The organism is Herbiconiux sp. UC225_62 (assembly GCF_042694625.1).
In the GTDB taxonomy this organism is placed as follows: Bacteria; Actinomycetota; Actinomycetes; order Actinomycetales; family Microbacteriaceae; genus Herbiconiux.
The window spans coordinates 3,126,116-3,144,466 of sequence record NZ_CP170551.1 but is presented as its reverse complement, the minus strand read 5'-3'; the positions used below and the strand labels follow the sequence as shown (position 1 = coordinate 3,144,466).

The window sequence follows — 18,351 nt, the reverse complement described above, 5'->3', positions numbered from 1 at the left end:
TTCGGCTCCGGGTCGAAAGTGAGTGAATGTCAGTGGCTCATGGTTCACTGTTCTCATGCACCCCACACCGTCCGAGCTCAGCGAGATCGCCGCGCGCGTGAGCGCTTGGGGCGACGCCGTGGCCGGGCTCGACGACGGTGCGCTGCTCGCGTTCGGTGCAGGGTTCGAGCGGGTGGCGCGGGTCGTCGGCGCCGTGCAGACCCGCGTCGCCGGCGAGATCGGCGCTCGGTCTCGTTCCGAGTTGGGTGACGAGGGCCTGAGCCGCTCGCAGAACTTCAGCACGCCGGCCAAGCTGCTCGCCTCCGTCACGAGAACGTCGACTCGGGAGGCCAAGAGTCGGCTCGATCTGGGCGGTCGGATGCGCGGCGTCGAGCTGCTGGGCGGGGGCGTCGGTCCCGAGCCGTTCCCGTTCGTCCGCGACGCGATGTCGTGCGGCGACGTCGGGGTGGAGAGTGCCGGGGTCATCACCGCCGAATGCGCCACGCTGCTCTCGCGGGGCATCGATCCGCTCCTGGTGTCCGAGGCCGAAGAGCATCTCGTGGTGGCGGCTCGCAACCCTCTGCTCGTCGTGGATGACGTGCCACGGTTGGCCGTTCGCATCCGCGAATCCCTCGACCCCGACGGCCTCGAGCCCCGCGCCGAGGCCCAGCACGAAGCCCGCTCGTTCACCTTGGCCCGGAGCGCCGACGGGATGTACCGGGGTCGCCTGGCGCTGCCACCCGAAGACGGCGCGGTCTGGCTCGGCGCCCTGAACGCGATGATCAGCCCACGCACGTCGCCGCGGTTCCTTGCCGGCGAAGGACCCGCCACCGAGCGTGGGTTGGGTGCCGAGGGTGGGTCTGCCGCCGCGAGTGGGTCCGCGGCCGAGAGTGCGTCCGCCCCCGAAGGCGGGTTTTCCGCCGAGAACACGGCGACGGCCGAGGGCGCGTCCGCCGCCGAGCTCATCACGGCCGACACCCGCTCCCGGCCGCAGAGAATGGCGGATGCCGCCACCGAACTCATCGCCCGCGCGGCGGGCGCCTCCGACATGCCCCACCTGGGCGGCGCGACCACCACCGTCAACGTGCACGTCACGCTCGCTGATCTCGAGAATGGGCGGGGTCCGGGCTGGATCGACGGGCTCGACGAACCCGTGCCGATGACCACGGTCGAGCGGCTCCGCTGCCACTCCCCCGAGGTCGTGACGGTGTTCGGCCGGCACGGCGAAGTGCTCCACCACGGCAAGACCCGCCGCCTGTTCAGCCCCGCTCAGAACAGGGCGCTCGCGGCGCGCGACGGCGGCTGCGTCTGGCCCGGCTGCGACCGCCCGCCCGCCGGGTGCGAGTCGCACCATGTGGAGGAGTGGCGAACGCCCGCACATCCACCCGGCCGCACGGACATCGAGAACGGCGTCCTGCTCTGCCGGTTCCACCACGCCCGCATCCACAAACCAGCCTGGCGCCTCACCATGCGCCACGGCGTTCCGAACATCGTGCCGCCGCGCTGGATCGACTCGACCCAGACACCCATCCCCGTCACCCGACGACGCACCCTCCCCCAGCCCGTCGTGGCCCGTGGACGCACCCAGCTCGCAACCTGACGGCGAGCGCGGCACCGTGTAACGGCGAAGGGGCACGCACCGGCGGACCACCGTCGGTTGGCGCACGCTGGGCCCACGACGCGCGACCAACGGCGCACCCTCGCCCACGACGCGCAACCCACGACTCACGCTCAGCCCACTGTGCACGGAGCGACCTACGACCCACGCTCGAACCACCACCCACGACGCACGCTCGATCCCCCACCCGCGCTCAGCCCACCACCTACCACCCACCACCCACGCTCGACCCACCACCCACGCTCGATCCACCACCCACGACGCGCGCTCGACCCACCACCCGCGCTCGGCCTACCACCCACCACCCACGCTCGACCCACAACGCACGACGCACGACGCTAAGGGACGAGAGTGCAGCGTCGCAGCGCAGCACTATCCTGTGGCGTATGGAGGGACTCGAAGTCGCCGTGGTGCTGGGCCTCGCGGTGCTGGCGGGTGGGTTGGCGAACCGGTATCTGCGAGTGCCCGCGCCCTGGGCGTGGCTGGCGGTCGGCATCGCCGTCAGCTTCGTGCCCGGCGTTCCCGAGGTCGCACTGCCGCCCGACATCGTGCTCTACATCTTCCTCCCGGCGCTGCTCTACTGGGAGTCGCTCAACATCTCGGTGCACGGCTTCCGCTTCGACCTCCGAGTCATCGCCCTGCTCAGCATCGGTCTCGTCTTCGTCACGGCCGCCGCCGTGGCCGGCATCGGCACCCTCATGGGGCTCGCCTTCCCGGTCGCCCTGGTGCTCGGCGCCGTGCTCTCCCCCACGGATGCCACCGCCGTCGCCGCCATGGCCCCGCGCCTGCCGAGACGCATCGACACCATGCTCCGCGGCGAGAGCCTCGTCAACGATGCGAGCGCCCTCGCCCTCTACTCCGTGGCCGTGGCGGCGGTCGTGGCCGGACGCGATCCGTCGATCGGCGAGATCTCACTCAGCTTCGTCTGGGCCGTGGTGATCGGCGTGGCTCTGGGGCTCGTCGCCGGCTACGCCCTCTACCTCCTCCGGCGCATCGCCCGCACGCCCTCGCTCGCCGCGACCGTCTCCGTCATCACACCGTTCGTGCTGTACCTCCCGGCCGAGATGGCGCACGGATCGGGTGTCGTCGCCGTGGTCTCCGGAGGTCTCCTGCTCAGCCTCCTCCTGCCCCGGGTGGTCTCCGCGAACGCACGCACGCTCTCCTTCGACTTCTGGCGGGTGGCCAGCTACGTCATCAACGGCGCCCTCTTCGTACTCATCGGCCTGCAGGCCCGGAGCGTGGTCGAGACCTACGCGAGAGACGGCTGGCAGGACGTGCTCCTCCTGACCCTCGCCGTCACCGTGGCGATCTTCGCCGTGCGCTTCATCTGGGTGGTGGCGATGGCACCGACCATCCGACTGCTCGACCGCCGACCGTCGCAGCGCGACCGACGCGTGCCGTTCCGCATCCGCGCCATCATCATCGGCGGCGGCTTCCGGGGGGCCGTGTCGTTGGCCGCGGCCCTCTCGGTGCCGGCCCTGATGGCCGACGGTCTAGGGTTCCCCGACCGCGAGCTGCTCGTGGCGGTCACCTTCGGCGTCATCGTGCTGCTGCTCGTGGGCCAGGGGGCCGCGATGCCCCTCATCCTGAAGCGGGCACGCCTCCCGCGCGACGACGGATCGGTGGAGGAGTACCGGCTGGCCCTGACCACCATGGTGCGCGAGGCACTCGACCACCTCGACGCCGACGCCGCAGAGGCGGGCGCGCCGCCCGAAGCCCAGCGGATCGTGCGCGAGCGCCTCGACGAGACCCTCGCGAAGGCGGGCGACCCCGCTGATCGCGCGGCGGACGCCGCGGTGCGAGGCCTGTTGCTCACGGCCATCGGCCGCAAACGCCACGCCATCGAACAACTCCGCGCGGCAGGGCGCATCGACGACCTCGTGTTCCTCCGCGTGCAGGGCGACCTCGACCACGAAGAACTCCGCCTGCACACCGAAGCCGAGTAGGAAAGCACTCAACCAACTTTCGCGTTGCGAAACTTTTCGCAGTGTGAAAGTATTTGACTATGGCATCCGTGGCGTCGCATCCGGTCGAGGAGACCCTCGGTCTTCGCGAACGCAAGAAGCGTGAGACGGCGCGCGCCATCGAGGTCGCCGCCGTCGAACTGGCCGCGGAGTTCGGGCTCGCGGAGGTGACGGTCGAGGCCATCAGCCAGCGCGCCGATGTCACCAGTCGCACCTTCTTCAACTACTTCGCCAGCAAAGAGGATGCCGTGATCGGCGCCTCGAAGGCGTTCGGTCCGCCCGTCATCCCGACCATCGCCTTCCAGCCCGGTGTCTCGGTGCTCGACATGCTCATCGCGGCGGTGCGCGACGAGATCGCCTCGATCGATTTCGGCACGCCCGAACTCCAGGCCAAGCGCCGGGCCGTGGCTCTGGCGAATCCGTCGCTGCTGGTGAAAGACTTCCAGCGGCTCGGCATGGTGGAAGAGGACCTCGCGCAGCAAGCCGAACGTCTGCTCGGCGACGAAGGTCTCGTGCCCGCCCGCGAGCGCACCGACCGCGCCTGGGCGATCGTGATGTTCACCGGGGCCGTGCTGCGCCTGGGGCTCCAGACCTGGACCCACGAGACCGGCCGCCGTCGGCCCGTCGCCACGCACATCGAATCCGCCCGCGTGCACCTGCTCGGACTCGCCGCCGACTCCCACTGACCCGACTCGCGCTGACCTACTTGCACTGACCCGCAGCACGCCCGCACCGCCGCACCCCACCACGTCACCGTCCGACACCCTTCCGAAAGAGAGCCATGTCCAGCCCTGAACTGAACGAGGTCGCCGACCGCGACGAGACCGCCGCCCCCGCGACGGCCGCCGGTCCCGCGACGACCGACGGTCCGCCTCAGCTCTCCCAGAAGCGGATCGGCCTCATCTTCGCCGCGCTCATGGTGGCGATGCTGCTCTCGGCACTCGACCAGACCATCCTCGGCACCGCCCTGCCCACCATCGTCGGTGACCTCGACGGGGTCAACCACATGCTCTGGGTGGCGACGGCCTACATCCTCGCCTCCACCGTGGTGATGCCCGTCTACGGCAAGCTCGGCGACCTGATGGGGCGCAAATCGCTCTTCGTCATCGCCCTCTCGATCTTCGTGTTCGGGTCGATCCTCGGCGGGTTCGCGAACTCGATGGAGTGGCTGATCGCCGGCCGCGCCGTCCAGGGGCTCGGTGGCGGCGGGTTGATGATCCTCTCGCAGGCCATCATCGCCGACGTCATCCCGGCCCGCGACCGCGGCAAGTACATGGGATTCATCGGCGTCGTGTTCGGCCTCTCCTCGGTGGCCGGACCGCTGCTCGGCGGTCTCTTCACCGACGTTCTCAGCTGGCGCCTCGCGTTCTGGATCAACGTGCCGCTCGGCATTGCCGCCATCCTCGCCGCCGTCGCGTTCATCAAGCTGCCGCCGGTGGGTGTGGGCTCGAAGCCGCGCATCGACGTGGCCGGCATGATCACCCTCGCCCTCGCCGCGGCCGGCCTGGTGCTCACCGCGTCGTGGGGCGGCACCGAATACGACTGGAACTCGCCCGTCATCATCGGCATGATCATCCTCACCGTGGTCTCGGCCGTCGCCTTCGTGCTGATCGAGCGCCGATCGGGTGAGCCGGTCATCCCGATGTCGCTGTTCAAGAACCGCAACTTCACCCTCACCACCCTCGGCGGCCTCGCCATCGGCATCTCGATGTTCGGCGCCATCGGCTACATGCCGACGTTCCTCCAGATCGTGAACAGCGTCAACGCCACCCAGTCGGGCTTCATGCTGCTGCCGATGCTCGGCGGCCTGCTGATCACCGCGATCGGCGGTGGCTTCCTCGTCACCAAGACGGGACGATACAAGTGGATGCCCATCGTCGGTTCGCTGATCATCGCGGGCGCCCTCGTGCTGTTCTCCACGATGCGCGCCGACACGCCGCTCTGGCTGATCCTCTCCTACCTCGCCATCCTGGGCCTCGGCATCGGACTCGCCATGCAGGTGCTCGTGCTGATCGTGCAGAACTCGGTACCGCACTCGATGGTGGGAACTGCGACCGCGGGAAACAACTTCTTCCGCGAGATCGGGGCCTCGCTCGGCTCGGCGATCGTGGGATCGCTGTTCGTGGCGCGACTCACCGACCAGCTCGCGTCATCCGCTGCCGCGGGCGGGGCCGCCGCCGGATCGGTGCCGACCGACACGAACGCTCTCACGCCGGCAGCCATCAACGCTCTGCCGCCCGAGATGCACGCGATGATCGTGGATGCGTACTCGAACGCACTCAGCCCGGTCTACCTCTACCTGGTGCCGCTGATGCTCGCCGCAGCGCTGCTGCTCTGCTTCGTCAAGGAGATCCCGCTGGCGACGACAGTGGTGCAGTCCGAGGCCTGAGCAGCCGCTCGATCGGTCGCCCGAGCAGGAGGAGCAGCAGCGGGTAGAGACCCGACTGGGGCGCGACGGCGGCCACCGCGGCCGCCAGCAGCGTGAGCGCCACCGGCGTCCAGTGCACGGCGAGCTGCCGAGTGCTGGGCGCCGCGCCGGGCTCGAGCAGCCCACCACGCGCCAGCACCACCTCCTCGCTGCGCAGGAGCGCCGTGGTCACCGCAATGGAACCGATGTAGACGATGTTGGCCAGTCGGTCGTCTCGCGAGGCGCCGACCTGCAACACGGTGGCCAGAGGCAGGAACGCGATGCCGGCCAGCCACAGCAGATTGAGTGTCACGAGCGTCCGGTTGAAACCGATGGCCGTGTTGAACATGCGGTGGTGCTCGCGCCAGTAGGAGCCGATCACCAGAAAGCTGACGCCCGCGGCGAGGAGCCCCGGACCGTTCTCGGCGAAGAACTCAGCGGCCGAGCCTCCGGAGGGATCGCGTGCCACGTCGACCAGCGGCAGCACGATGAGCGTGATCGAGATCGCGATCACCGCGTCGCTGAAGAACACCAGTCGGTCGACGCCCTTCTCGGCGTCGACCTCGCGCCGGGATCCCGTCTGCTCACCCATGCCCTGAGCCTAGGGTGTCGTTTCGGGAGGAGGAGCGCACAACGAGGGTCGAATACGGCCGTCGTTGTGCGCTCCTCCTCCCGAAATGACGGGTGATCGCCTCAGATGGCCTGCGGCAGCGGTTCGGTGAGGGCGATCGAGGCGAAGAGCTTGTCGAAGACGGCGTGGCGATCGAACTGCAGGGCGTAGGCACGAGCGGCGTCCGCCGCCGCCGCACGGGAGGCCGGGGTGGTGTGGAGCACCGCCTCGTCGATGGCCGCCGCGATCGCCGCGGGGTCGTTCACCGGCACCACGATCGCGTGGTCGCCGATGGCCTCGCCGATCCCGCCCGTGAGCGTCGTGATCACGGGGCCTCCGCCGGCGAGCATCTTCTCCGCCAGCGCGATGCCGAAGGTCTCCACGAACTCGGGGCGCGGCTTCGACGGCAGCACGAAGGCGGCGCAGCCGGCCATGAGGTGCGGCTTCTCGGCATCCCCGACGTCGTCGAGGAAACGGATGCGCGACGCGAGCGGCGAGCGCCCGGCCAGCTCGCGGAGGGCCTCGGCCTGCGGACCGCGGCCCGCGATCACCAGGGGCATGTCGGACGCGGAGGCGAGCGCGCTCTGCTCGAAGCCGGCGATCAGGTCGTCGACACCCTTCGCATCCGTCAGTCGCGAGAGGAACAGGAGGTAGCCGTCACGTGTGAGGCCCCGGGCCTCGAGGAGCGCATCCGTGGTGGCCGCATCGAGGTCGAGGTAGGCCGCCGCGTCGATGGCCGGGTAGGACACCGCGATCCGCTCCCGGCACTGCTCGGCGAAGCGGGTGCCGTGCTGTTCGTCGACCCGCGCGGCCTCCGAGATGATGAGGTCGCGGGTGTACTCCGAGACGGCGACGCAGTGGTCTTGTGAGAGGTATGAGGAGAGGATGTGCGCGGCCGCTCCCAGCCGCCCCTCCTCCACCGCCGTGCGCACCACGTTGGTGACATCCGAGCCCACCGCCTCCGCGATGGTGGTGACGTTCACCGGCAGGCCGGTGCCCCAGGCCGCGCGCACGGCGTCGGCCACCGCGATGGTGTGGGGCGACAGGTAGAGCGAGAGGGCCACGGTGGGCACGCCGTCGGTGAAGAGCTCGACGAGGCGGCCCGTGATGCCCGCGAGGTAGCGGCCGTCGGGCACCTTGTAGTCGCCGACCGGCGCGGGCCGCTCCACGATGATGCCGGGGCTGTAGGGAAGCACCGAGTCGAGTGGTTTGAGGGGAAGGCCCGCGGCTTCGAGCCGCTCGATCGGCCAGGTGACGATGCGCACCTCGTCGAAGCCGCGGGTGAGCGCCGTCTCGGCGAGGTTGCGCCCCTCCACCGAGTGGCCGCAGATCACCGGGTCGGCCCGATTGACGATGACGAGGCGGGTGCGGATCGCGGTCATGGGGTCTCTCCTGTCGTTGAGGCGGTCGTGACGGTGGGTGCGGTCGCGGGCGCGGGCGCGGTCGCGGGTGCGGTCGTCGTCGCGGCCGCCATGGACGATGACGGCGGCACGAGGCGCGTGCCCCAGCCGCTCGGCTCCGGCCCGAGCTCGAGCAGCAATTCCCCGCCACCGTGGAACTCGGCGCCGGTCAACCAGCTGCGCTCGAGCGGATGCCCGTTGAAGGTCGCCGCCTGCACGTACTGCACCGGACCACCCGGGACGGGCTCACGGAACCCCGAGGTGCGCACCGAGAACGCTCCCCCGCCGACCGCGATCTCGGCGGCCTGAAACGACGGCGCGTTCACCAGCACGAGGTTCTGCCCCGCCACCGGGAAGAGCCCGAGCGACGCCCACACGAACCACGAGCTGAGTCCGCCCGAGTCGTCGTTGCCGGGCAGGCCGCCGCGACCGGTGCCGAACTGCTGGTGCACCACGTCGTGCACCACCTCGGCCGTGCGATCGGGGCGACCGGCGTAGTGGTAGGCCCACGGGGCGTCCATGTCGGGTTCGTTGTTCAGGCCCTCGAACCGTCCCAGTTCGTAGCCCGCCACGAGTTCGGCGACGCCCGGCCGCACGCCCAGTTGCCGCACCGGCGGCGCTCCGAAGCCGAAGAAGGCGTCGAGCTGCGCGACGAAGCGCTCGCGCCCGCCGCTCACCTCGATCCGCCCGGCCATGTCGTGCTGCAACCTGAAGGAGTAGTTGTAGCGGCTGCCCTCGTAATAGGTGGAGTCCTTGAGCAACCCGGTCGCGGGATCGTACGCGTTGACCCAGCGCGTCGCGAGAGCCTCGAACTGGGTGGCGAGCGCCCGGTCACCCACGTGCCGAGCCACCTGCGCGGTGCACCAGTACCCGAACGCGATGTCGAGGGTGTGGGTGATCGGATGCGCCTCACCGCGCAGCAGGTAGTCCTCGCCGTAGGTGCGGCGCAGGTCGTCGCTCATGTGCACGAGCGCCCAGTCCCAGTCGATGCCGGGCACGCCGAGTTGGCAGAGGTCGGCGAGGAAGGTGTGTGCCAGCGCGCTCCCCTGGCGAGAGAACCGGTCGCTGCCGCGCGCCATCCGATAGCCGATCGGGAAGTTCCCCTCCTCCTCGCAGATGGTGAGCAGCGCGTTCGCGAGCTCGACGGCCTTCTCCGGTTGGAGGGCGGTGAGCAGTGGCAACTGGGTGCGGTAGATGTCCCACATCGTCGCGATGTCGAAGGCGAACGGACCGTCGCTCGGCCAGAACGGGCTCTCGGAGTGGGCGAAGGAGGGCTTGATGAGCGAGTGGTAGAGCGCCGTGGAGAACACGGTCTTGCGCTCGGGCGACGGCGTGTCGACGGTGATGGTCTTGAGGTGCTTCCGCCAGGTCTTCTGCGTGCGCTCGCGTCGCGAGTCGAAGCGCGCCGGGCCGGGTCCGCAATCGGCGCGCAGGTTGCGCTCGGCCTGCTCGACGCCGCGCAACGAGAACCCGATCCTCAGCTCGATCGTCTGGCCGGGCTGACTCGGCCCCGCCCACATCAGCCCGAACGGGCGCAGGGTGGTAGGCCGGATGTGATCGAAGTCGAGCCGCTTGCCGCCCGGCATCAGCCGCCGGTCGTACCAGAGCATCTGCCGCCAGTGCGGGGCGTCGCACTCCAGGTGCACCGCGATGGGCGCGCCCTCGGCCGCGACGACACCGCTCGCGACGCCGGGTTCGACGGTCTCGAGATGCGCGCGGAGCGGGATCGTGGAGCCGTAGGGGATCGCGAGTCCGCCGAGCGAGAAGTCGATCACGATGCGGGCGTTCTGGTGCTGCGGAAAGGTGTACCGGTGAACGGCGCTCTTGGGCCCCACCGTGATCTCCGCGGAAATACCCGAGTCGAGGGTGGCGGTGTAGTAGCCGGGCGACGCCTCCTCCTCGGTGAGCGCCCAGGTGCGGCCGAGCACGTCGAGCGGCTCCACCATCGGCGTCACGCGGAAGTAGTTGTAGTACTTGCGGATCGCGCCCGTCCCCGACTGCTGGAAGTGCGTGAATCCGCTCGCTAGCTGCGCGTCGTAGATCGTGGGCGGCACGCCCTCGAGACTGAGGTCGTAACGGCCGTAGCCCGTCGGGTAGGCGCCCGAGTACGCGCATGCCGAGACCATGCCGAGCGGATGCGTGGCACCCGGATGCGTGTTGCCGATCTGCGGTTTCGGCCACCACCAGCTCGCCGCGAGCCCGGTCTGCTCGGGCAGCGCGGTGGGCTCGGTGCCGATGAAGGGATCGACGTGGTCGATCATGCGCGGCACCCGCATCCGGTGGTCATCGTCGGAGCGTAAGTTCCGGATGCGGACGCCGGGTGAACGATCGGTGACGGATTCGCGAACGGATGCCGCCACTCGCCGTCGACGCGCCCGCGCGGGCCTATTGACGCCCCACGCGGGGTTTGCGAGCATGTCGGGCGGGACTGCGACGAAGGAGACCATCGTGACCGGGAGCATCCACATCGACCTCTTCACCACGCTCGACGGCGTTCAGCAGGCTCCGGGTGGCCCGGATGAGGACACGGACGGCGGGTTCGCCTTCGGCGGCTGGCAGGCGCCGGTGATGGACGAGTTCGACGGCGAACGGGTCATGGCGGGCATCCAGGCCATGGACGCCCTGTTGCTGGGGCGCCGCACCTACGACATCTTCGCCGGTTTCTGGCCGAATCAACTCGACGGCACCGACGACGCGATCGCTCGAAAGTTCGACTCCATCCCGAAGTACGTGGCCTCCCGGGGCACGCCCGCACTCGCCTGGCGCGACTCGCACCTGCTCGGCCGCGATCTCGCCGCGGAGGTGGCGGTCCTGCGCGAGCGGCACCGGGAGACGCATGTCATCGGGAGCATCGACTTCGCACGCTCGCTCGTTGCCGAGGGGTTGTTCGATCGCCTGAACCTCTGGGTGTACCCGATCGTGCTGGGGAAAGGCAAGCGGCTCTTCCCGCACGATGGCCTTCCCGCCTCGTTGAGACTGCTCGAGCCGCCGGTCGCCTCACCGCACGGCACCGTGTTCCTGAGCTATGGGCCCGGCGACGGGACGCCGGGCACCGGCGACATGAGCCAGCCCGATCGCGGGGTGTGAGCAGCGCGGACATCGCGACATCCGAGTTTCTTGAAACCTGTTAACATCCGAAGCATGGGGTTCTTCGGGGTCGATATTTTTGCGCGCTCGCGCCTGTCCAAGAGCATCGTGGCTGCGGCTTCGCTGTTCGTTCTCGTCGGGGTCTCGGTCGCCGGCTGCAGCACCGATGCCGGGGCCGCCGGCACGGGCATGGAGAATGCGGGCACTGCCGCACCCTCCGACGCCACGGGCGGTGCGTATGCCGGTGGCACCGGGGTCGGCGCCGTCGATCCCACCACCGATGGGCAGTTCGGCATCCCGGACTTCTACACGCCGCCGTCGCCGTTGCCGCGCGGGAAGCACGGCGACATCATCGAATCCGAGGAGGTGCCCGCGCCCGACGGCGCGCGTGCCTGGCGCATCCTCTACCTCTCCGAACTGCACGACGGAACACCCGTCGCGGCATCGGGCTTCGTGGTGGCGCCAGAGGGCGACGCCCCCGAGGGCGGCCGCAAGGTCGTGGCCTGGGCGCACGGCACCGAAGGCGGCGGCCGCAACTGCGCCCCGTCGCTCGCGCCGAAGCCCGCGGTCGACCTGGTCGACTACTTCACCTACGAGAGCCCCTTCCAGCAGGACGTCGGCGTACCGGCCCTCACCGAGATGCTCGCCGCGGGCTACGTCGTGGTCGCCACCGACTACCAGGGTCTCGGCACCCCGGGCGTGCAGCAGTACACCGTGCTCGACTCCGAGGCCAACAACGTCTGGGACTCGGTGAAGGCCGCGCAGCAGATCGAGGCCACGAAGGCCGGCGACGACATGGTCGTGCTGGGCTGGTCGCAGGGCGGCGGCGCATCCGTCTGGATGGCGCAGGACACGTCCTACGGCGCCCCGCTGAACCTCCTCGGCACGGCGGCGCTCGCCCCCGCCGCCGACAACGGACCGCAGTTCGCCGGACAGGTGGCACCCGGGCCGGAGAACTCCGTCTCGGTCGCGCACGCCGCGGCCCTGCAACTCAACGTCTACCGCGGGTTCCTCGCCGCCTACCCCGAGCTCAAGGCCTCGGATGTCGTGACGAAGGAGGGCGAGGAGGCTCTCGCCGCGGCCGGAGTCGAGTGCGTCAACCATCTCGCCTACGTGTTCAGCTCGAACCTCACGACGCCGTTCGAGACGCTCATCCAGCCGACCACCCCGGCCGACTGGCAGAAGCGGCTCGACGAGAACACGCCCGGCTACGCGGCGCCGACCGCGCCGGTGCTCGTGATGCAGGGCACCGCCGACACGGTCGTGAACCCGAACGGCACCACGCAGTACTTCGAGCGGGCCTGCGGGTTCGGGCAGCCGGTGGAGTACACGATCTACAACGGGGCGACGCACCAGACCATCCCGACCGACGCCAAGGGCGAGTACACCTCGTGGATCGCCGACCGCTTCGCGGGCGAACCGGCACCCACCACCTGCGCGCCCGCCGGCGGCACCCAGACCGCACCGATTCCCGTGCCGACCCCGTCTCCCCTGCCGACCTCGGCGCCGGTCACCGCCCCCGAGGGCTGATCGTCAGCGGCGCGGCCTGCGTGTGCGCGGCGGGCCGTCGTGCACGAGGGCCGGCAGGCGACGGTCGAGCAGGGTCAGGATGACCGCGATGACCACACCGATCAGCAGGATGACGAGGCAGTTGCGCACCGAGTCGGCGAAGCCGATGAGCGACACGTCGAGGAACGGGTAGGGGTACCAGTTCATGATCGCGCCCACCACGAAGGTGAAGACCAGCCACGCGATCGGCCAGATGAAGCCGAGGGCGGTCGTGCTCCACGGCATCCGGGGTCGCGGTCCGAAGACGAACCAGCCGATGAGGGTGGCCCACGGCGAGATGTAGTGGAAGCCGATGGTAGCCGCCAGCGCCCAGCCGGTGGGGTGCACGAGCGCGGCGAGGATGCCCTCGTACACGAGCCCGGTGATGATGATGCCGAGCATCGCGTCGAAGCGGAGTACGCGCCAGACCGGCCCGTTCTTCCAGACGTTCAGCGCCAGCACGATCGAGGTGCCGAGCACGAAGAGGTTGCTCTGGATGGTGAAGTAGCTGAAGAGGTGGAAGAAGCGGGTACCGAGGCTCTGCCCCACCGTGCTCTGGAAGGCGTTGACGTCTTGCCCGCCGGTGAAGATGAGAACGATCTGGATGATGAGCGCTGCGCCCACCACCACGGCGATGCCCCCGAACCAGAGGCGGGCGGCCAGGATGCGACCCGTGCTTCCGCCGGCGACGACCGTCGGCTGCGCTGAAATCGACTCGGTCATGTGTTCGTGCTCCCCCCAGAGCGGCCCCTCCGCCCGCACCATGCTAGCGGTGGTCACAGCCAGGGCGCCTCAACGGTCTCAGCTGGTGTTTCCCCTCCTCTCCTGAAAGGACACTTCCCATGACCGAGCCCGTTCTCGAACGCGAAGCCCAGGCCTTCGCCGACGCCGTCGCCAACCCTCCGTATGTCTACGACCTCGGCCCGGCCGGTGCCCGCGCCGCGCTCGACGAGGTGCAATCCGCTCCGATCGACAAGCCCGACGTCGACGAGGAATGGATCACCGTTCCCGCCGAGGTGGGCGACGTGCGCGTGCGCGTCGTGAAGCCGGTCGGCGTCGACGCCCCTCTCCCGACGGTGCTCTACATCCACGGCGGGGGCTGGGTGCTCGGCGACGCGATGACGCACGACCGCCTCGTGCGCGAGCTCGCGGTGGGCGCCGAGGCCGCGATCGTGTTCGTGGAGTACGACCGTTCGCCCGAGGCCCGGTACCCCGTCGCGATCGAGCAGGCCTACGCAACGGCCCGCTGGATCGTCACCGACGGCGCCTCGAAGGGTCTCGACGCCTCCCGCCTGGCGATCGCGGGCGATTCGGTCGGCGGCAACATGACCGCCGCCGTCGCCCTCCTCGCGAAGCAGCGCGGCGACGTGACCTTCGTCCACCAGTCCCTCTATTACCCGGTGACGGACGCCTCGCAGGACACCGCGAGCTACCGCGAGTTCGCCGACGGCCCGCACCTGACGGCCAAGGCAATGGCGTGGTTCTGGGACTGCTACCTCCCCGACCTCGACCGTCGCGGCGAGATCACGGCCTCCCCGTTGCGCGCGTCGCTCGAAGACCTCGCCGGATTGCCGGAGACCTTCCTGGCCGTCGACGAGAACGACGTACTGCGGGACGAGGGCGAGGCCTACGGCCGCAAGCTCACGGCGGCGGGCGTGCGAACCACGAGCGTGCGGTACAACGCCACCATCCACGACTTCATGATGCTCAACCCGGTGCGCTCGAGCGCTGCGGCGACGGCTGCCGTGGAGCAGGCCGTGCACGTACTGCGCAAGGCGTTCGGCCGTGCCTGATCGTTCGGCACGGATGTCGCGCGGCGGCTCGGTTCACGAGACCGGTGCCGTCGCGCGACCTTCCTTCTCCTGACGGAGGGCCGGGAGGTAGAGCAGAGCGCCGACGACGCTGAAGGCACCGGCCACCACGAACGCGACCCCCGTGCCGAACCCCTCGGCGAGCGGCGTGAAGAGCAGGAGGCCGAGGCTGTAGGCGCCACCGGCCACCATCGAGTTCATCGAGAGCACCACGGCGCGGTTCGCACTCGTGGCCTGTCGGTGCAGCAGCGTGCTGTGCATCGGACCGGCGGCTCCGTGGGTGAGGTAGGCGAGCCCGTAGGCCGCCACGAGGCCGACGACTCCCGCCGTCAGTCCCATCACCACGACGAAGAGGCCGTTCAGGATGCGTGCCCCGATCGCCGTCCACGCCACGCCCACCCGACGGCTCGCGACACCCGCGAGCAGCGACCCCGCGGCGAAGAGCCCCCACGCGGCGGCGGAGGCGGGCCCGAAGAGTGCGCCCGCGGCATCCTCTCCCCCGAGCAGACCGGCCAGGCGCACCGGCGTGAGCGTCTCGAACGCGATCATCGCGACGCTCCAGAACACCTCCACGAGCACGATCGCGCGCAGCACCGGCGAGCGCTGGAGCATCCCCAGTCCAGCGAGCACCACGCGCGGTGCGTCCCGGGCGGCGGCCAGCGCCGTCCGACCACCGCGCCCACCACCCCCGGCGGCCCGCCGCGGCTCGCGGATCAGCACCGCCACGAGCACCGTGTGCAAGGCGTACAGGGCGATCGCCACCGCGAACGGAAGCACGAGCGCCGAGACACCGGCCACCGGATTCCACGCCACCAGGCCGCCGCCGGCGAGCGCACCGATCGCGATGGCCACACCGAGCATCGTCGCCGCGCGGCTCAGCCCGCGCTCGATCGGGGCCGCGGGATCGGCCGCGTGCGCCGCATCGACGTACCAGGCCTCGAGCGGCCCCGAGTCGAGCGCGCGAAACACCCCTTGAGCGATCATCGCGACCGCGAACATCCAGAACTCCGTCGACAGCACGAAGAGCGTCGCCGACCCCACCGCCAGCACGCCCGACGCGATCAGCAACGGGCGGCGACCGAGCGCATCCGCGAGCCCACCCGTGGGCAGTTCGAGCGCCAGCACCACCACGCCCTGGAGGGCGAGCAGCCCTCCCACCTGAACCAGCGACAGCCCGCGTTCGAGCGGGAGCAGCACGGTGAGCCCGAACACGAGCCCCACCGGCAACCACCGCGTCGCGGTCAGCAGCACGAGCCGCCGCTCCGCCGCCCGCACCGAGATCCGGCCGCCCACCGCGACCTCACCCGCGCTCATCCGCACGTTTTCGCGGAATCGCGGCTCGCCGTCGTGCCAAAACGTGCGGATGAAGATGAAGGGGCGACGCGACGTGCCATCGTCAACGCTCCTGCGGGGGGCGGAGGTCGACGGGGCTGGACTGGATCGAGACGTGGATGCGCCGGGCGGCGGCATCCCCTGCTCCGGCCGCGCGGTAGCGCGCGAGGAGCGCGTCGAGGTCGTCGCGCAACGACGCCGCCTGCGTCGGCGTGACCTCCACGAAGGCGTCGTTGAGTCCGAGCACGTCGACCCACTCCCGCGGCCACCCGTCGGCGGCATCCAGCCACCGCTCGGCCCGCGCCGCGAACTGGCGGATGTAGTCGCGCTGCAGCCAGTCGAGTGCGGTGCGTGCATCCTCGTCGCCGGCGAAGTCGGAGTTGGTCCACGAGTGGTAGTCGGTCGACGCCCGCCACAGGCGTCGCTTGCCCACGCCCTCCCCCGTGTCGGTGACGAGCCCCACCCCTTCGAGAGCCCGCAGGTGGTAACTCGTGGCGCCCGTATTGGTCGAGAGTTCCGCGGCGAGGGACGTCGCCGTCGCCGGCCCAGTGAGGCGCAGACGGCCCAGGATGCGGGAGCGCAGCGGATGCGCCAGCACCCGCACCGCCCGCGCGTCAAGTCGCATCCCGGTGTAGTCGTCGTCGGTGCTCATGCGCCCCAGTCTCGCATGCACACTTCTTATGCACAACTCTTGTGCATAGCCGTCCCGCTCCACCCAGCCACAGGGACTACCGTTGTCGCATGGCCTCCACCAGCACCACCACCGCGTCGGCCGAGGCAGACACTGCCCCCGACTCGCAAACCTTCTCCGACCTCGGCCTCGACGACGCGGTGCTCAAGGCACTGAAAGACGTCGGCTACGAGACGCCTTCGGCCATCCAGGCCGCCACGATCCCTCCCCTGCTCGCCGGCCGCGACGTCGTCGGCCTCGCCCAGACCGGCACCGGCAAGACGGCCGCGTTCGCGTTGCCGATCCTCTCCCGGCTCGACCTTTCCCAGAAGACGCCGCAGGCCCTCGTGCTCGCGCCCACGCGCGAACTCGCGCTCCAGGTGTGCGAGGCCTTCGAGAAGTACGCCGCGCACCTCCGCGGCGTGCACGTGCTCCCGGTGTACGGCGGCCAGGGCTACGGCGTGCAACTCTCCGCCCTCCGCCGCGGCGTGCACATCGTCGTCGGCACCCCCGGCCGCATCATGGACCACCTCGAGAAGGGCACCCTCGACCTCACCGAGCTCAAGTACCTCGTGCTCGACGAGGCCGACGAGATGCTCAAGATGGGCTTCGCCGAGGATGTCGAGACCATCCTCGCCGACACCCCCGACACCAAGCAGGTGGCCCTGTTCTCGGCCACGATGCCCGCCCAGATCCGCCGCATCTCGCAGAAGTACCTGCACGATCCCGAAGAGATCACGGTCAAGAACAAGACCACCACCTCGGCGAACACCACGCAGCGCTACCTCGTGGTGTCCTACCCGCAGAAGGTCGACGCGCTCACCCGCATCCTCGAGGTCGAGAACTTCGAGGGCATGATCGTGTTCACCCGCACCAAGAACGAGACCGAGACGCTCGCCGAGAAACTCCGCGCCCGTGGCTACGCGGCCGCCGCCATCAACGGCGACGTGGTGCAGGCGCAGCGCGAGCGCACGGTGAACCAGCTCAAGTCGGGCAAGCTCGACATCCTGGTGGCCACGGATGTCGCGGCCCGCGGTCTCGACGTGGAGCGCATCAGCCACGTGGTGAACTTCGACCTGCCGATCGACACCGAGTCGTACGTTCACCGCATCGGCCGCACCGGCCGCGCCGGACGCACGGGCGACGCCATCAGCTTCGTCACTCCGCGCGAGCGCCGGATGCTCACCAGCATCGAGAAGGCCACCCGCCAGCCGCTCACCCAGATGCAGCTGCCGAGCGTCGACGACGTGAACTCCACCCGGCTCGCGCGCTTCGACGACTCGATCACCGCGGCACTGGCCGACCCGGAGCAGATCCAGCGTTTCCGCGACATCGTGGGCCACTACGTGGAGCACCACGATGTGCCCGAGGCCGATGTCGCCGCGGCCCTCGCGGTGGTCGCCCAGGGCGACACTCCCCTGCTGCTCGATGCCGAGGCCGAGCGCGCCCAGCGTTTCGACCGGTTCGACAAAGACGACCGGGGCGAACGGATGCGCGGAGACCGCCCCGAGCGCGGCCGGCGCGACGACCGCTCCGGCGGCTCGGGCTCCTACGACCGCGGCGCCCGGGGCGACCGCCCCGATCGCGCCCCCCGCGGCGACGGCGGCCCGAAGACCACCTACCGCATCGCGGTGGGCAAGCGCCAGAAGGTCGAGCCGCGCCAGATCGTCGGTGCGCTGGCGAACGAGGGCGGCCTCAACCGGGGTGACTTCGGCGCCATCCAGATCCGCCCCGACTTCTCGCTCGTGGAGCTGCCGGCGAACCTCTCCGACGACACGCTCCGCCGCCTCGAGAACACCCGCATCAGCGGCGTGCTCATCGAGCTGCGCCCCGACCGCGGCGGCAACTCGGCCAAGCGCGAGGACCGTCCCCGCTACCGCCGCGACTGATCCGGAGGCATCACCCCAGGAGGGCGATGCCCCGGG

At 70.1% G+C, this 18,351-nt stretch carries 14 protein-coding genes; 8 read left to right on the top strand and 6 right to left on the bottom strand.

What is annotated here, in order from left to right; genetic code table 11:
- Positions 1 to 55: 55 nt before the first annotated feature.
- The 4 genes from ACFJGU_RS15310 (at position 56) to ACFJGU_RS15295 (ending at position 5,950) form a co-directional block, all read left to right on the top strand.
- Positions 56 to 1,579, top strand: coding sequence for a DUF222 domain-containing protein (locus ACFJGU_RS15310; protein ID WP_382304392.1), 1,524 nt, complete (start codon positions 56 to 58; stop codon positions 1,577 to 1,579).
- Between the two features lie 404 nt (positions 1,580 to 1,983).
- On the top strand, positions 1,984 to 3,543 hold the full coding sequence (locus ACFJGU_RS15305) for a Na+/H+ antiporter (RefSeq protein WP_382304390.1): 1,560 nt from the start codon (positions 1,984 to 1,986) through the stop codon (positions 3,541 to 3,543).
- Positions 3,544 to 3,602: 59 nt separating this feature from the next.
- Positions 3,603 to 4,247 (top strand): TetR/AcrR family transcriptional regulator, encoded by a 645-nt coding sequence (locus tag ACFJGU_RS15300; protein ID WP_382304388.1) that lies wholly within the window; start codon positions 3,603 to 3,605, stop codon positions 4,245 to 4,247.
- Between the two features lie 95 nt (positions 4,248 to 4,342).
- Positions 4,343 to 5,950 (top strand): MDR family MFS transporter, encoded by a 1,608-nt coding sequence (locus ACFJGU_RS15295; protein ID WP_382304386.1) that lies wholly within the window; start codon positions 4,343 to 4,345, stop codon positions 5,948 to 5,950.
- Here ACFJGU_RS15295 and ACFJGU_RS15290 read toward each other — a convergent pair.
- From ACFJGU_RS15290 to ACFJGU_RS15280, 3 genes are all read right to left on the bottom strand, one after another.
- Entirely contained in the window at positions 5,904 to 6,560 is a 657-nt protein-coding gene (locus tag ACFJGU_RS15290; RefSeq protein WP_382304384.1) for a TMEM175 family protein, read from the bottom strand. The genes ACFJGU_RS15295 and ACFJGU_RS15290 overlap by 47 nt on opposite strands.
- A 101-nt stretch (positions 6,561 to 6,661) precedes the next feature.
- Positions 6,662 to 7,960 carry a glycosyltransferase gene (locus ACFJGU_RS15285; protein WP_382304382.1) on the bottom strand — a complete coding sequence of 433 codons (1,299 nt, stop codon included), beginning with the start codon at positions 7,958 to 7,960 and terminating at the stop codon, positions 6,662 to 6,664.
- A complete protein-coding gene (locus tag ACFJGU_RS15280; protein ID WP_382304380.1) occupies positions 7,957 to 10,239 on the bottom strand; it encodes a glycoside hydrolase domain-containing protein in 2,283 nt (760 codons plus the stop codon). The genes ACFJGU_RS15285 and ACFJGU_RS15280 overlap by 4 nt, the downstream gene beginning before the upstream one ends.
- Positions 10,240 to 10,426: 187 nt before the next feature.
- Between ACFJGU_RS15280 and ACFJGU_RS15275 the strand changes: the two genes are divergently transcribed.
- Both ACFJGU_RS15275 and ACFJGU_RS15270 read left to right on the top strand, forming a co-directional pair.
- Positions 10,427 to 11,065 carry a dihydrofolate reductase family protein gene (locus tag ACFJGU_RS15275; protein ID WP_382304378.1) on the top strand — a complete coding sequence of 213 codons (639 nt, stop codon included), beginning with the start codon at positions 10,427 to 10,429 and terminating at the stop codon, positions 11,063 to 11,065.
- Positions 11,066 to 11,119: 54 nt separating this feature from the next.
- Positions 11,120 to 12,595, top strand: coding sequence for a lipase family protein (locus ACFJGU_RS15270; RefSeq protein WP_382304376.1), 1,476 nt, complete (start codon positions 11,120 to 11,122; stop codon positions 12,593 to 12,595).
- Between the two features lie 3 nt (positions 12,596 to 12,598).
- Here the strand turns inward: ACFJGU_RS15270 and ACFJGU_RS15265 are convergent, their stop codons facing one another.
- Positions 12,599 to 13,393, bottom strand: coding sequence for a Pr6Pr family membrane protein (locus tag ACFJGU_RS15265; protein WP_382304374.1), 795 nt, complete (start codon positions 13,391 to 13,393; stop codon positions 12,599 to 12,601).
- Between the two features lie 62 nt (positions 13,394 to 13,455).
- On the opposite strand from ACFJGU_RS15265, the gene ACFJGU_RS15260 reads away from it, so the two are divergent.
- The gene (locus ACFJGU_RS15260) at positions 13,456 to 14,406 is read left to right on the top strand and encodes an alpha/beta hydrolase (protein WP_382304372.1); all 951 of its coding nucleotides are present in this window, start codon (positions 13,456 to 13,458) and stop codon (positions 14,404 to 14,406) included.
- Positions 14,407 to 14,439: 33 nt separating this feature from the next.
- Here the strand turns inward: ACFJGU_RS15260 and ACFJGU_RS15255 are convergent, their stop codons facing one another.
- Positions 14,440 to 15,738 (bottom strand): MFS transporter, encoded by a 1,299-nt coding sequence (locus tag ACFJGU_RS15255; RefSeq protein ID WP_382304370.1) that lies wholly within the window; start codon positions 15,736 to 15,738, stop codon positions 14,440 to 14,442.
- Positions 15,739 to 15,820: 82 nt separating this feature from the next.
- Positions 15,821 to 16,408, bottom strand: coding sequence for an ArsR/SmtB family transcription factor (locus ACFJGU_RS15250; protein ID WP_382304368.1), 588 nt, complete (start codon positions 16,406 to 16,408; stop codon positions 15,821 to 15,823).
- 89 nt (positions 16,409 to 16,497) lie between these two features.
- Here ACFJGU_RS15250 and ACFJGU_RS15245 point away from each other — a divergent pair, with 89 nt between their 5' ends.
- Positions 16,498 to 18,315 (top strand): DEAD/DEAH box helicase, encoded by a 1,818-nt coding sequence (locus ACFJGU_RS15245; RefSeq protein ID WP_382304366.1) that lies wholly within the window; start codon positions 16,498 to 16,500, stop codon positions 18,313 to 18,315.
- Positions 18,316 to 18,351: the final 36 nt, after the last annotated feature.